Annotated in this window: 16 protein-coding genes and 1 riboswitch; of the genes, 7 read left to right on the top strand and 9 right to left on the bottom strand. The window is 63.6% G+C overall.

All coding sequences use genetic code 11. From position 1 onward, the window contains the following. Nucleotides 1-130: 130 nt before the first annotated feature. From ACHIRB_RS02320 to ACHIRB_RS02310, 3 genes are read left to right on the top strand one after another with little or no spacing between them, the layout of a single operon-like run. A complete protein-coding gene (locus ACHIRB_RS02320; RefSeq protein ID WP_395123886.1) occupies nt 131-721 on the top strand; it encodes a peptide deformylase in 591 nt (196 codons plus the stop codon). Then, entirely contained in the window at nt 711-1646 is a 936-nt protein-coding gene (locus ACHIRB_RS02315; RefSeq protein WP_395123887.1) for an N-acetylglutamate synthase, CG3035 family, read from the top strand. Before ACHIRB_RS02320 ends, ACHIRB_RS02315 begins: the two co-directional genes overlap by 11 nt. A 25-nt stretch (nt 1647-1671) precedes the next feature. Beyond that, the gene (locus tag ACHIRB_RS02310) at nt 1672-2256 is read left to right on the top strand and encodes a DUF3558 family protein (protein ID WP_395123888.1); all 585 of its coding nucleotides are present in this window, start codon (nt 1672-1674) and stop codon (nt 2254-2256) included. 68 nt (nt 2257-2324) lie between these two features. On the opposite strand, the gene ACHIRB_RS02305 is transcribed toward ACHIRB_RS02310, so the two are convergent. Continuing rightward, nucleotides 2325-3200, bottom strand: a complete 876-nt coding sequence (locus tag ACHIRB_RS02305) for an alpha/beta fold hydrolase (RefSeq protein ID WP_395123889.1) — start codon at nt 3198-3200, stop codon at nt 2325-2327. 237 nt (nt 3201-3437) lie between these two features. Between ACHIRB_RS02305 and ACHIRB_RS02300 the strand changes: the two genes are divergently transcribed. Further along, nucleotides 3438-3704 (top strand): hypothetical protein, encoded by a 267-nt coding sequence (locus ACHIRB_RS02300; protein WP_395113874.1) that lies wholly within the window; start codon nt 3438-3440, stop codon nt 3702-3704. A gap of 42 nt (nt 3705-3746) precedes the next feature. Beyond that, nucleotides 3747-4562 (top strand): exodeoxyribonuclease III, encoded by an 816-nt coding sequence (locus ACHIRB_RS02295; RefSeq protein WP_395113875.1) that lies wholly within the window; start codon nt 3747-3749, stop codon nt 4560-4562. Nucleotides 4563-4583: 21 nt separating this feature from the next. On the opposite strand, the gene ACHIRB_RS02290 is transcribed toward ACHIRB_RS02295, so the two are convergent. Together ACHIRB_RS02290 and ACHIRB_RS02285 are read right to left on the bottom strand one after the other, a co-directional pair. Continuing rightward, nucleotides 4584-5027, bottom strand: coding sequence for a MarR family winged helix-turn-helix transcriptional regulator (locus ACHIRB_RS02290; protein WP_395113876.1), 444 nt, complete (start codon nt 5025-5027; stop codon nt 4584-4586). A gap of 196 nt (nt 5028-5223) precedes the next feature. After that, nucleotides 5224-5553 carry a GNAT family N-acetyltransferase gene (locus ACHIRB_RS02285; RefSeq protein WP_395113878.1) on the bottom strand — a complete coding sequence of 110 codons (330 nt, stop codon included), beginning with the start codon at nt 5551-5553 and terminating at the stop codon, nt 5224-5226. Between the two features lie 166 nt (nt 5554-5719). After that, a riboswitch (TPP riboswitch) is annotated at nt 5720-5827 on the top strand. On the opposite strand from ACHIRB_RS02285, the gene thiC reads away from it, so the two are divergent. Both thiC and thiD read left to right on the top strand, forming a co-directional pair. Next, nucleotides 5818-7473, top strand: coding sequence for a phosphomethylpyrimidine synthase ThiC (gene thiC, locus ACHIRB_RS02280; protein WP_395123890.1), 1656 nt, complete (start codon nt 5818-5820; stop codon nt 7471-7473). Its footprint overlaps the riboswitch before it by 10 nt. Then, nucleotides 7470-8321 carry a bifunctional hydroxymethylpyrimidine kinase/phosphomethylpyrimidine kinase gene (thiD, locus tag ACHIRB_RS02275; protein WP_395123891.1) on the top strand — a complete coding sequence of 284 codons (852 nt, stop codon included), beginning with the start codon at nt 7470-7472 and terminating at the stop codon, nt 8319-8321. The genes thiC and thiD overlap by 4 nt, the downstream gene beginning before the upstream one ends. Here thiD and ACHIRB_RS02270 read toward each other — a convergent pair whose 3' ends face one another. From ACHIRB_RS02270 to thiG, 6 genes are all read right to left on the bottom strand, one after another. Further along, the gene (locus ACHIRB_RS02270) at nt 8322-9188 is read right to left on the bottom strand and encodes an adenylate/guanylate cyclase domain-containing protein (protein ID WP_372433154.1); all 867 of its coding nucleotides are present in this window, start codon (nt 9186-9188) and stop codon (nt 8322-8324) included. A gap of 37 nt (nt 9189-9225) precedes the next feature. Further along, entirely contained in the window at nt 9226-10677 is a 1452-nt protein-coding gene (locus ACHIRB_RS02265) for a M28 family metallopeptidase (protein ID WP_395123892.1), read from the bottom strand. Nucleotides 10678-10864: 187 nt separating this feature from the next. After that, nucleotides 10865-11635, bottom strand: coding sequence for an ABC transporter permease (locus ACHIRB_RS02260; protein WP_395113883.1), 771 nt, complete (start codon nt 11633-11635; stop codon nt 10865-10867). Further along, nucleotides 11635-12579, bottom strand: a complete 945-nt coding sequence (locus ACHIRB_RS02255) for an ABC transporter ATP-binding protein (protein ID WP_395113884.1) — start codon at nt 12577-12579, stop codon at nt 11635-11637. Before ACHIRB_RS02255 ends, ACHIRB_RS02260 begins: the two co-directional genes overlap by 1 nt. Before the next feature lie 150 nt (nt 12580-12729). Continuing rightward, complete coding sequence (locus ACHIRB_RS02250; protein WP_199704339.1) at nt 12730-13041, bottom strand: trafficking protein particle complex subunit; 312 nt, start codon at nt 13039-13041, stop codon at nt 12730-12732. Nucleotides 13042-13095: 54 nt separating this feature from the next. Further along, on the bottom strand, nt 13096-13848 hold the full coding sequence (gene thiG, locus ACHIRB_RS02245; RefSeq protein WP_199704580.1) for a thiazole synthase: 753 nt from the start codon (nt 13846-13848) through the stop codon (nt 13096-13098). Nucleotide 13849 lies beyond the last annotated feature (1 nt).

Genomic DNA, 13849 nt, shown 5'->3' with positions numbered 1-13849 from the left:
CTCGCTCGGCGCGGCGAATTACACAGTTGTTCTTCGACGCTCATTCAACCATGACCGACCTCTTGTCAACGGGGTTGTGGCGTGCGCGTCGGAAATTCCGGTGCCCGCGTGCCCAGTATCCTTGTCAACCATGGCAATTCTTCCGATTCGCATCGTGGGTGATCCGGTCCTTCACGAGCCAACCGAGCAGGTCACCGAAACACCGGCAGAACTCGCGGAGTTGCTGGCCGACATGCGCGAAACCCTCGCTGCCGCGAACGGAGTCGGGTTGGCGGCCAATCAAGTCGGCGTTGGACTACGCCTGTTCATCTACGACTGCCCTGACCTCGACGAGAACGACAAGCCCCGCCGACGCAAGGGCGCAGTGATCAATCCGGTGCTGGAGACCTCGACGATTCCAGAAACGATGCCGGACCCCGATGACGACGACGAAGGGTGCCTCTCGGTTCCTGGCGAGCAGTTCCCGACCGGACGCGCCGACTGGGCTCGCGTCACGGGGACCGACGCCGACGGCGAACCAGTTGTCGTCGAAGGCACCGGCTTCTTCGCGAGGATGCTCCAGCACGAGGTCGGTCACCTCGACGGGTTCCTCTACACCGACGTGCTCATCGGCCGAAACGCCCGCGCCGCAAAGAAAGCCATCAAACGGAACGGCTGGGGGGTGCCCGGACTGAGCTGGATACCCGGCACCGTCGAAGACCCGTTCGGTCATGACGACTGACCCCTCGGTCGGCTCACGAGTAGTACTTCGATACCGACTGCCGGAGGGCTACAGCCATCCGATGACGGACGTCATCGGCGAATTGCTTTCCCTCGATCCGCCGACCGTCAGGACCGCGAACGGCGAAACGGTCCGCGTCGCGGCCGATCGTGTCGTCGCGTTGAAGACGTTGGGTCCCAGGCCGATCCGGACGAGCGAAATCCGGAACCTCGAAATCGCTGCAGCCGACGGCTGGCCGGGAACAGAGCAGGAATGGGTCGACGGCTGGTTGCTTCGATCCGGTGCCGGCTTCACCGGACGTGCGAATTCCGCTGCGCCGCTGGAGTCTTCGGCTGACACGTCGAGCCTGGACAGGATCGGCCAGTGGTACGCCGACCGCGGCCTCGGTGTGCGACTGCTCCTTCCCGACCGCCTCGGCACCGTCCCACCCGGCTGGCAGACCTGGGACGAGGTGCACGTCCTCGCAGCCGACATAGCCAACGTGCCGCTGCCCGACGGACCGGCAATGGCGACTATCACCAACGAGCCAGGCTCGGATTGGCTGTCGCTCTACCGGTATCGCGGCTCCGTTCCACCTCCCGAGGCGATCGAGGTGCTGACCGCGGTCCGCAGCGGCGTGCTCGGGTTCGGCCAACTCGGCGGTGTCGGCGGCTACCCACTAGCGATCGCGCGCGCAGCGGTCACCACCGCACCTGACGGTCGGCGGTGGGTCGGGCTGACCGCGGTGGAGGTGGCCAAGGAACACCGCAGGCATGGGCTGGGAACGCTGCTGTGCGCGCGGATGATTCGCTGGGGTAAAGAGCACGGCGCAACGCATGCCTACCTACAGGTTGCCGTCGACAACCGGCCAGCGGTCGCAATGTATCGAGCCATCGGTTTCATGGAGCATCATCGATACCGCTACGCGGCGCCCACCGACGCCTAGCGGTCCGACTTGCAAGGGAGACGACATGCAGATTTCGCGGATCACACTCGGGATCACATGCATTGCAGCGCTGGCAGTTTCGGCCTGCAGCTCGGACGACTCGGGGTCGGCTGCGGTGACCGAGACCGAGTTCGTTGTTGCCGAAAGCGTCACAGCGACGTCGAGCCCGGCGACTGCGGCACCCGAAAGGCTCACGTTTCCGGACGCCACGTCAGCGGCGGGAGCGTTGTCCACCGAAGGTCCGTGCGCCCTGCTGACGGCGGCGGAGATTGCGGCAGCCACCGGCGATGAGCCGACCTACTCGAGCGTCGTTCGTAAGACCGAGTGCCGTTGGCAGCCGAGTGCGAACGATCCGACGCCGATCGTCGATGTCGAGACCGAAGCGAAGACCGCCGACGAATTCGAAACGGAGAAGACGCTTTACGGCGACCCGACTCGTCCCGCTCCGAACCTGGGATCCGACTCGTTCATCGGAGCCCTCGATCAGGCGGCCTACTGGCTGCAGGGCGGCACCATGTACAAAGTCTGGATTCAGGTCGATCTGGCCGACAACGAGAAGGAAAGGGCAGCCATCGAACTAGCCGAAGCAGCCGCCGGGCGGGTCGGCTGACGCTGCGGGCATCAAGCGGTCGACTTTCAGCGGTCAGCTTTCAGTGGTCAGCTTTCAGTCGTCCGCTTTCAGCGGTCGACTGTGAGCCATTCGCGTATCGCCCCCGCGAACCGCTCCGGCGCGTCGGACTGCACGAAGTGGCCTGCGCCTTCGATGATTTCGGTTCGGTGATCGGGAAACAATTGCTGCCAACGCCGTAGCTCTTTGGATCCGAATGCGATATCGCCGTCGCCCCACACGATGAGCGTCGGAAGAGAGGCAAGGTCGGCAAGCCCCGCCTCCACGTCGGCGAGGAACGCCCGACCGGCCGTGATCTGCCGGGGCAGAATGGCCGACGCTTCGCGGCGCTTGTTGCCGCCGAGGGCGTTTCGGTAGTGGTTCATCTCGTCGTCGCTTAGTTTCCGCAATTTGTGACCGGCCGGGATCATCGCGTTGACGAACAGATTGAACTGGCTGGTCAGCAGACGTCCGAGCGGTCCGCCAAGCACGCGACTGGCAATTTCTACCTGGATTGCTCCGATCGGCCACGCCCAGGTGTTGGCCAGAACCAGCCCGGTGAAGGCTCCGGGCCGCTGCTCGACGGCGGCGAGGCCGATGGGACCACCCCAGTCGTGAACAACGAGCGTGACATCGCTCAACGCGAGGGCGTCGACGAATGCTGCGATCACCCGGCTGTGGTCTTCGGGCAGCTGCCGGTAGCCAGGGGCGGGCGTCGACAGCCCGTACCCGGGATAGTCGACTGCCACACAGCGAAACTCGTTGTGCAAGGAAGAGATCACGTCGCGATACACGAACGACCACGTCGGGTTGCCGTGGAGAAACAGCAGCGTCGGACCCGAGCCTTCGTCCACGTAGTGCACTGTGTTCCCGTCGATGTCGACGAAACGACTCTCGAACGGAAACACGCCGTCGTCGACCCACGTAGGCCTCGTTGCTGTCGTCATAACTGCCCCTCCCGTTTACCGTAGTTGATATATTAAAGCGCACTTTATGTTTTCAAGTAATAGGTTTCGGCTCGGGACTGGCGTCGGTGTGCCGCGAGCCACAGACAAGTAACTATCGGCGCGTCGCCGACGACATTCTGTTAGACCACCTTGCTCAGCTACAGGTAGTCGACACGCACCCCGGACCCGGTGCGTTGTTCTACTGACTACCGGGCAACTCCAGAGGATCTCGTGAACATGCACACCGAGTACGACCCCGCGATGGCACCTGCGATGGCAGTCCTCACCGCTGCCTACGGACCAGGCGGCGCGTCCGAAGCAGCATCGATTGCCCGGCAGTACGTTCTCGAGGGCGAAGTCGGCGATGCCCGAGATCTGCTCTACTGCCTACTCGACCTGTCGTCGACGCTGTTGCGTCGACTCGACGATGGAACCGCAACGAGCCACGACGCCGCACTTCGTGAACTCGGCCTGCAGATCGTCGCCGACCGATCTGCAGCGTGAATCGCTGCTGCGCCCGAGCGTCGCAACTGACAAGATCCCTGAGTGCTCAGACTCGCTACGTGGAACGTCAACTCCGTTCGCTCTCGACTGGATCGCGTCGTCGATTGGCTGGACCGGTCCGATATCGACGTCCTCGCGCTGCAGGAAACCAAATGCCGCGACGACCAGTTTCCCTATGACCGATTCGACGCGGCAGGCTACGAGGTCGCTCATGCCGGGATCAATCAGTGGAACGGCGTTGCGATCGCGTCACGCGTCGGTCTAGAAGACGTCCAGATCGCGTTCGACGGCCAACCCGGCTTCGATCGGGACGCGGCCGACACCCTGTTCGCCGAACCGGTCGTCGACTCGCGCGCAATCGCCGCGACCTGCGGTGGTGTCCGGGTGTGGAGCCTGTACGTCCCCAACGGTCGGGCAGTGACCGATCCACACTTCGAGTACAAGCTCGATTGGCTTGCGCGCCTGCACGACAACGCCGAGAAGTGGCTCGCCGACGACCCTGCCGCTCAGATCGCACTGGTCGGCGACTGGAACATCGCGCCGACCGACGACGACGTCTGGTCCGTCGAATACTTCGCCGACAAGACCCACACGACGCCGCAGGAACGCGCGGCGTTCGACGCCTTCGTGACCACCGGCTTCAGTGACGTCGTCCGTCCCTACGCGCCTGGTCCCGGCGTGTTCACCTACTGGGATTACACGCGGCTGCGATTCCCTCGCAAGGAAGGTATGAAGATCGACTTCGTGCTCGCCTCGCCCGCGTTGGCAGCACGAGCGACGGCAGCGCTGATCGACCGCGAGGAACGCAAAGGCACCGGGGCAAGCGATCACGCACCCGTTGTCGTCGAATTCGAATAGCCGGGTTTTCTAACAGCTGAGCTATTGCGCGGGTTCCAGTGGCTCGAGGAGAGCCTCTTCGAGTGCGGACATCCCAGCCATCAGCGCCGCTCGCTGCGACTTGTCCAATCGCTCCAGAGCAACTGCGAAGTTCTGAATACGGGACGACGTCAAGCCGTTGACCAGCGCTTCGCCACTGTCGGTCGCCTGCAGGAGCGAGGCGCGGCCGTCGTCGGGATCGGCCTGTCGCACAACGTAACCGGACTTCTCGAGCGCGGTAACGATCCGCGACATCGTCGGTGGCGTCACCCGTTCTGCAGCGGCGAGGTCACCGAGCCTGGCCGGCCCACTTCGAGTAAGCGTTGCCAGCGCGGAAGCAACTCCGGGACTGAGTGATCCGGCGTCACCGGATCGGCGCAATGCCCGGGTTATCCGACCGAGCGACAAGTACAACTCTGCTGCTTCCCCAAGAGCCTGCTGGTCCATTTGTCCGATTCTGGCGTATGCCGGTCACATTGTCGTCACCCGGTCCATCCTCTACCCCGAAGCGACTACCCGACTGCGACCCTCTCGGCCTCGCGATCAGCATCGGCCGATCGCTACTTGTCACTGTCTCCGAACGCATAGTTGTGCAGGCAGATTCGCCGTCAGCTGCCTGCATTTCTATGCACTCGGCGTTCGGTCAGAGCGGAACGGCAACCTCGCGATACTCCGGGTTGTCTGCAACGAACCGCTGGACGTAGGTGCACACAGGACGAACCTTCCAGCCGTAGACCCTTGCATGATCGAGCGCGCCACGAACGAGCACACCGGCAAGACCGCGATGGCCGAAATCCTCGGTGATCACGGTGTGCATAAACGACACGATCAGCGGTCTGCCCGCACGCCCGCCCTTGGTCAGTTCGCTCTCGTAGAACCCCATGATGCCGACCAAATCGCCATTGAGCCACAGCTCGAAACGGCTCTGCGCGGCGTTGACCACGATTTCCGTAGTGATTGCATCCGACAGCATGTAAAGCCTCCACCATCAACTTGTCGAGCCGATCGATCCCCACCCGCGACAACGTTGACGCTGTGATGCACGCCACTATTCAACAGTGCGGAGCGGGACTTGTCATCGACTGGATGAAACGTCTGCGTTACGGTCGACACCGTCGGGCCGAAACGCGCGGCGACAACTACACATCCACGGGGGCTCGCACCAGCGGGCTGAGAGGACGGCTAGGGCCGTCGACCGTACGAACCTGACCGGATAATGCCGGCGTAGGGAGAAGCTATGAGGGACACCTCTATCTCGAACGATCGCTCTGTCACGACGGGGCCGATCGAAGGCAGCAGCAAGGTCTACATCGACGTTGCACACAGCGCGGGCTTGGCAATCCCGATCCGTCGCGTCCACCTGACCAACGGGGATCATCACGATCTCTACGACACCTCGGGTCCATACACGGATACGAACGTCGACATCGACGTCACTGCCGGGCTTCCGAAACTGCGCAACCATTGGACGAAATCGGAACCGATCGACGGCGCCGCGACGCAGCTCAGCTGGGCCCGCGCGGGCACAATCACCGATGAGATGCACTTCTGCGCTGCGCGAGAGGGACTTTCACCAGAACTGGTACGCGACGAGGTCGCTGCCGGACGCGCGGTGATACCGGCGAACCATCGCCACCCCGAGTGCGAACCGATGATCATCGGCAAGCGTTTCGCAGTGAAGGTCAATGCCAACATCGGCAACTCGGCTGTCACGTCGTCGATCTCCGACGAAGTGGACAAGATGGTGTGGGCTACCCGATGGGGCGCCGACACCATCATGGACCTGTCGACCGGCAAGAACATTCACGAAACCCGCGAATGGATCATGCGCAACTCCCCCGTGCCGGTCGGCACCGTTCCGATCTACCAAGCACTCGAGAAATGCAACGGCGATCCAGCTGCCCTCACGTGGGAGATCTACCGCGACACTGTGATCGAGCAATGTGAGCAGGGTGTCGACTACATGACGGTTCATGCCGGCGTGCTGTTGCGCTACATACCTCTCACTGCCAAGCGAGTAACGGGAATCGTCTCCCGCGGCGGGTCGATCATGGCCGCGTGGTGCCTTGCTCACCATCGAGAATCGTTCCTGTACACCCACTTCCACGATCTGTGCCGAATCTTGCGAGAGTACGACGTGACGTTCTCCCTCGGCGACGGCCTCCGACCCGGATCGATCGCAGACGCCAACGACGCCGCCCAGTTCGCGGAACTGCGAACTCTCGGAGAGCTCACGAAGATCGCGAAATCACATGGGGTGCAAGTAATGATCGAAGGTCCGGGTCATGTCCCCATGCACAAGATCGTGGAGAACGTGCGCTTGGAGGAAGAGCTGTGCGAAGAGGCTCCCTTCTATACGCTCGGTCCGCTCGCCACCGACATCGCGCCGGCATACGACCACATCACCTCTGCGATCGGGGCGGCAATCATCGCGCAAGCAGGCACGGCCATGCTCTGCTACGTGACGCCCAAGGAGCACCTTGGCCTGCCCAATCGCGATGACGTGAAGGTCGGCGTCATCACCTACAAGATCGCTGCGCACGCAGCCGACCTCGCCAAACAACATCCGCGCGCACAGGAACGTGACGACGCACTCTCCAAGGCCCGCTTCGAATTTCGCTGGCGCGATCAGTTCGCACTGTCGCTCGACCCCGACACTGCGCGCGAATACCACGACGAAACATTGCCCGCCGAGCCTGCGAAGACCGCACACTTCTGCTCGATGTGCGGTCCCAAGTTCTGCTCGATGCGGATCTCCGCGGACGTCCGTGAGTACGCCGAACGTAACGGCCTGACAGACGTCGACGCGATCGAAGCTGTAATGGCTGCGAAGTCGGCTGAATTCACGGACGCGGGAGGCCGGGTCTATCTGCCGGTAGTGTCCCGACCGTGAACCTGTTACCCCTCGCCCCCGACGGCACGACTCCCGTACCAGTGCTCACCATCGCCGGAACCGATTCCGGTGGCGGCGCCGGCATTCAAGCGGATTCACGGACAATGGCGATGTGCGGCGTCCATGCCTGCGTCGCGGTCGCAGCCGTGACGGTCCAGAACTCGGTCGGGGTCAGCGGTTTCCACGAAATTCCGGCGGACATCGTTGCGGCACAGGTGCGTTCGGTGGTCGGCGACATCGGCATCGGCGCCGCGAAAACCGGCATGCTCGCGTCGAGCGCGATCATCGAAGCTGTCGCTGCGGTGTGCACCGAGGTCGGCATCGGTAAGGACCAACCGGTCCCGCTACTCGTCGACCCCGTGTGTGCGTCGATGCACGGCGATCCGCTGCTGCATCCCGAAGCGCTCGATGCCGTCCGGAACACCCTGATCCCGATCGCGACGGTGGTGACTCCGAATCTCGACGAGGTCCGGCTCATCACCGGAATCGACGTCGTCGACGATCGAACGGCACGGCAGGCAGCCGAAGCATTGTTCGCGCTCGGTGCCAAGTGGTCGCTGGTGAAAGGCGGGCATCTGCGGACGTCCACCTCCAGCACGGACCTACTGTTCGACGGAGACAAGTTCCTCGAGTTCACCAGCCCACGGATCGACACGGGCAACGACCATGGTGGTGGCGACACTCTCGGCGCGGCGATCGTCTGCGCGCTTGCGAACGGCTACTCGGTCCCGGACGCCGTCGAGTTCGGCAAGGACTGGGTCACCCGGTGCCTGGCAGCGTCCTACGACCTCGGCGCGGGCCACGGCCCTGCCTCTCCACTGTGGCGGCTGCGTACGAACGAACTCTGATCAGATGCGCTTGAGGGTGAAGATCCGCAGATCCTCGGGCACTCCCTGCAGCGGGCCTGCGAAGAAGCTGCGGCGGTACGGCTTGACCGTGTAGCCGAGGTCCTCCAGCGTGTCAGGGCGCAATGCCTGCAGCGTCGCGGCAGACATCATGACGTTGCCGTTGCCACCCGCTTCCATGACTCGGGCGGCGATGGTCACGTCGACGCCGAGCCAGTCGCCACCGATCTCTTTCGGCGCACCCGTGTGGATACCGACCCGCATCTCGGGTCTCAATCCAGCCACTTCGACGTCGGCGAGGTTCTTCTTGGCAGCGACGACCGCTTGGATCGCCTTGTCCGCGGACGGAAACACTGCCATCAGGCCGTCGCCCATCCGCTTGACGACGTGACCGCCACGATCGACGATCGGGGGCTCGATCGCCTTGGCAACCTTGCGCAACAGTTCGAGTGTGGCTTCGTCGCCTGCGCCGAGCGACCAGCTGGAGAAACCGACCAGGTCGGTGAACACAACCGTCACCTCTCGGCTGCCCTTGCCTCGGCCGACACGTTCCAACGCCGCCTGCCAAACCTGAAGCGCACCGAGACCGATTTCGCGTGCAGCGCGAGGTTCGTCGCCGGCGAAACGTTCTGCTGCCCGAGCGACCGCTCGCGCGCTACCGGGCCCGGACGTGGAAAGCGGGTCACCGAACGCCGGGTCGCCTGGCAGCAGCACCCGAACGCGACGGACGGCGTCGATGACCTGCGTGCCACGATTCGCTGCGTGTAACCATTCGGCAAACGCAGGCCTACGTCGATCGCTGCGTCCGGAGCCAGCTTTGTTGGACTCGACCGGCCGCTCGTCGCGAGTGCTGTCGGGCCGGTCTGTCACGGATCGAGCGTAGCTCAGCTCTGTGCCGTGCAGCCTCTCACTTCTCATCGCCTCGAGCCGCCTCACGGTCTGCTCTGCTTGGTACGCCGTTGGGCCCGTCGATGGACTGCGCGTAGGTCTCGACGCTGTACGCGACGGCGGCACCGTTTCGGGCAAAAGCGTCACGATCGATGTTTGCCAGCGTATCGCCGGACGCGTGATAGTTCGCGTCGAAAGGCTCGTCGGCCTCCCCACCCCACTTCTGCGCCTGGTCGGCCGACATCTTGTCTTCTGCGCCGGTGAAGATGCCGCCCGACGGGATCTTGTGCTCGATGAACGGCCCGTAGTCGGAGCGGCCGTCGAAGTCGGTGCCCTCCGGAGTTATCCCCTGATTGAGCAGGTAGGCGTTCAGCATCCGCTCGATCGCCGCGGACCCGTCCGGCCCGGCAGGTTCGCCGGTCTTGTCGGAGTCGTCGCCGTCGTAGGTCAGGTAGGCAGGGTTCGGCGAGGCGATCATGTCGTAGTTGAGATAAAGAGCGATCTTCAGGCGTTCGTCACTGCTGAGCTTCGACACATAATCCGTCGAACCGAGCAGGCCGAGTTCCTCGCCACCCCACCAGGCGAACCGCACGGCGTTCTGCACGTCGGGCTCGCTGCCCATTTGCAGCGCCGTCTCGAGAATTGCAGCCGAGCCCGAACCGTTGTCGTTGATACCAGGCCCATCCGGGACGCTGTCGAGGTGCGCACCGACCATGACGACGTTGTCTGCGGATCCCGTCTTGGTCTGCGCGATGATGTTGCGAGTCGTGAACGTTGTGGCATCGGCGTCGATGAGTAGCTTCACGTTCGCGCCGGGTGCGACGAGTGCAGGGACGTCGCCGACGCCGATACCTGCGGTCGGGATCTTCGCGACATCACGACTGCCGAGCGTGCCGCCGCCGACCTGCTCGCCGACGAACGCGACCAGCAGGGCCGCTGCTCCGCGCTCGGCCGCGATCTGTTGTTTGGCCGCGAACGGGCAGATACCACGTCGCACGATCACGATCGCGCCCGTCACATCGAGGTTGTCGTAGTCGGAGGCCTCGCAGCCGGGTGTGTCGTCGACAGGTACCTCGAGGACCCGCGTCACGAGTCCAGCTTTGTCCGTACCGGGCGAGTAGCCGAACGTTGCGACCTTCACCTGCTGATCGCCTACCGTCAGGCTTTCGGATTTGAGATCGAAGGTGTTGATCTCGAACTCGGGCGTCGAGACCTCGAAGCCCTTTTCCTTCAATTTGTCTGTGACGTAGGCGACGCTCGCGTCGTATCCGGGCTTGCCCGCTGCGCGGTTGCCGTCGTTGTCCTTCGCGATGCGGTCCAGATTCTCCAGGTGGGCCATCAACGCGTCGATCTGCACCGCGCTCGCGACTTGCGCGCCCTGCTTCGGCTCCTCGTCGGAGCTCGACGTACAGGCCACCACCCCGAGTACAACCGCCAATCCTGCAATCGCGCACCGTATTGCAGATCTCATCGAATCCCCTCCCGGTCGTTACTCACCCTACCGAGAAACACATCAACCCGGTGCGGATGAACATCCCACACCGGGCCGACATGTCACCTTTACCGCGCCGGGCAGCGGCTCGGATCAGGTGCTGTGAGGCGACTCCCCCGACAGGAGTCGCACCCCTCATTCGGTTGGCTCGATTTTCAGCGACAAGCTAGGCGTCGCGGTTGTTCACGACGACGATCGCTGCAGCGAAGAAGACCGCGACGAAGGCTGTGAAGTAGATCAGGCTGCCCCACGGACCCCAGTGGAATTCGATGCCGGTGTCGCCACTCATGAAGTGCTGAGCGTTGGCAAACGGCAGGAAGGCCTGCACCTCGCGGCCGAAGCTTCCGAACAGTCCGAACAGGCTCTCGATCAGCAACGGCCACAGCACAACCAGTGAGATCGCGGCGGCCGATTGCTTGACGAGCGCGCCGACCGCAACAGCGAGAACGACACAGAGGAAGGCATAGATCGGTACGCCGTAGACCCCGCGCCACGCTTCCTCACCCGAGAGGGCGAGTGGTTTCTGAGCGTCGGAGTTGGCCACGAGTTTTGCGACCTCGATGGATCCGAAGGTGAGGGCCGTTGTCAGGATTGCGCCGAAAGCACCGATCAGCGCTGCCTTTGCAGCGATCACCGTGCCACGGTGCGGCATCGCCTGGAACGTCGTCCGGATGGTGCCGAAGCGATATTCGCTGGTCACGACGAGCGCCGCCATGATCATCAGGACCAACACGCCGAAACCGGTGACGCCTGTGGCTGCCGTCGCGGGTGTGAGACCGGGGAAGCCTTCCGAATCCTCGGGGTTCGCGATCGCCTGGTTGGCAACCCAACCCATGATCGCTGCCAGCCCGAGGCCGAGTGCGATGATCACGGCCGCCGACCACCATGGTGATCGAGTCGAAGTGATCTTGATACGTTCTGCTGCCAATACGCCCATCAGAGCGCACCTCCCATCACTTCTTCCATGCCTTCGGCGTGGTACTGCACATCGCCGCCGGTGAGCTTCATAAATGCTTCTTCGAGCGAGCCACGCTGCGCCGAGAGCTCGAACAACGTGACGCCGTTCTCGCCTGCGGCCGCTCCGATCGTGTCGGTAGTCGCGCCGACGACGAGCAGTGCCGGACCCAGCTCCGACTCGCCGTCTTCACGGACGGTGAGCCCACGTGCGATCAGCAGGCTGCGCAGGGCGTCGAGTTGCGGGCTGCGGACTCGGACTGCAGACTCCGACGATTTGTCGATGAACTCCTGCACGGTCGAGTCCGAGATCAGCCGGCCACGGCCGATGACGACGAGCTGTTCCGCCGTCTGCGACATCTCCGAAAGCAGGTGGCTGGAGACGAGCACCGTGCGGCCCTCACTGGCCAGCCGCTGCATGAATCGCCTGATCCACAGGATGCCTTCGGGGTCGAGGCCGTTGACCGGCTCGTCGAAGAGCAGCACGGGCGGGTCGCCGAGGAGCGCGCCTGCCAGCCCGAGTCGCTGCGACATACCGAGCGAGAAACCGCCTGCGTTCTTGCTTGCGACCTCGCTGAGACCGACGAGGCGCAAAACCTCGTCGACCCTGGACTTGGCGATGCCGTTGGAGGCCGCCATCCACTGCAGATGGGCGCGCGCCGAGCGGTTGGGGTGCACCCACCGCGCGTCGAGCAGCGCACCGACTTCGCGGAGCGGATGGGCAAGCTGGTGGTACGGCTTGCCGTTGATGAGCGCCGATCCGGAGGTGGGCTTGTCGAGGCCCAGGATCATGCGCATTGTCGTCGATTTACCTGCGCCGTTCGGCCCGAGGAAACCTGTCACTTGGCCCGCGGGGACCGTGAAGGACAGATCGTCGACGGCCACAGTCGGCCCGTAGTGTTTGGTCAAACCCTTCACTTCGATCATGTGAACAAGCATCGCTTACGAGTAAGCACCTGCACATCGACCGCAGGTCGCGACTGTCGTCATCCTTTCGGATGAGGACACCCTGAGGCGGGTCGTGAGTCCTTTCGGCGCGCCCGACCTCCGAAAGGACTCACGAGGCGCGGAGCGCCCTCAGTCTTTCGGCTTGGACTTCGCCATGAACGTCTTGAACTGCGCTGTGTTCGGCGAGGCTGTGTCGCCTTCGAGCGGCAGCACACTCCGCAGCGCCGCTTCGATCTGCGACGCTCGCTCCTCCAGCCGCAGATCACGATCGTTGACCTCACTCGCGGTCAACAGAAAATCTATGTGCCTGACGATCGCTGCCGTCACCACAGAATCGAACTGCGCATTGGCGAGCACGACCCGCCGCACACCCGCTATGAACGCAGCCGCGTCCAGGCCATCGTCTTCTACTCGGAAAACCGTTGCACGCCTTGAATTCACGTTGTACCCCTTCTTACATCGAGGGTACATCGCAGGATCGGACCCGCAAGTGTCCTACAGACTCGGCGAGGACGCCTGTGCCCAGAACCGCTTGGGGATTCGACCGGCATGACGCGCGGCGTGTCCAGCTCTGACGGCATCCGCCATCGCGGTCGCCATAAGTTGTGGATTCTTCGCGCGCGTGACGGCTGTGGCGAGTAGCACAGCATCGCACCCGAGTTCCATCGCAAGCGCCGCGTCACTCGCTGTTCCGATACCGGCATCGAGAATTACCGGCACTCCCGCACCGTCGACGATCATCTCGATGTTGTGTGGATTGGCGATACCGAGACCGGTTCCGATCGGCGACCCGAGCGGCATCACCGCGGCGCACCCTGCTTCTTCGAGTCGACGGGCGAGAATCGGGTCGTCCGTCGTGTACGGCAGCACGGTGAATCCGTCGTCGACGAGTTGCTCGGCCGCATCGAGCAGTTCCACGGCGTCGGGGAGCAGCGTCCGCTCGTCGGCGATCACCTCGAGTTTGACCCAGTCGGTCTCCAGCGCGTCGCGCGCGAGCTGGGCGGTCAGTACCGCCTCGGCTGCGCCGCGACAACCCGCGGTGTTGGGAAGCATCGCGATCTGCAAGCGCTTCAGCAGATCGAGGACGCCCGTGCCTCCTGCCGCGTCGACTCTGCGCATGGCGACGGTCGTCAGCTCGGTGCCGGATGCGACAAGCGCTTCTTCTAGTACCGCAAGGTTGTCGGCGCCGCCGGTACCCATGATCAGCCGCGACCCGAACGACCTACCCGCGATTACCAGCGGACTCATA

This window comes from Antrihabitans spumae (assembly GCF_043944905.1).
Classification (GTDB): Bacteria; Actinomycetota; Actinomycetes; order Mycobacteriales; family Mycobacteriaceae; genus Antrihabitans; species Antrihabitans spumae.
Note: the sequence above shows the minus strand (reverse complement) of the source record. Positions and strands in the feature narration are given on the sequence as shown.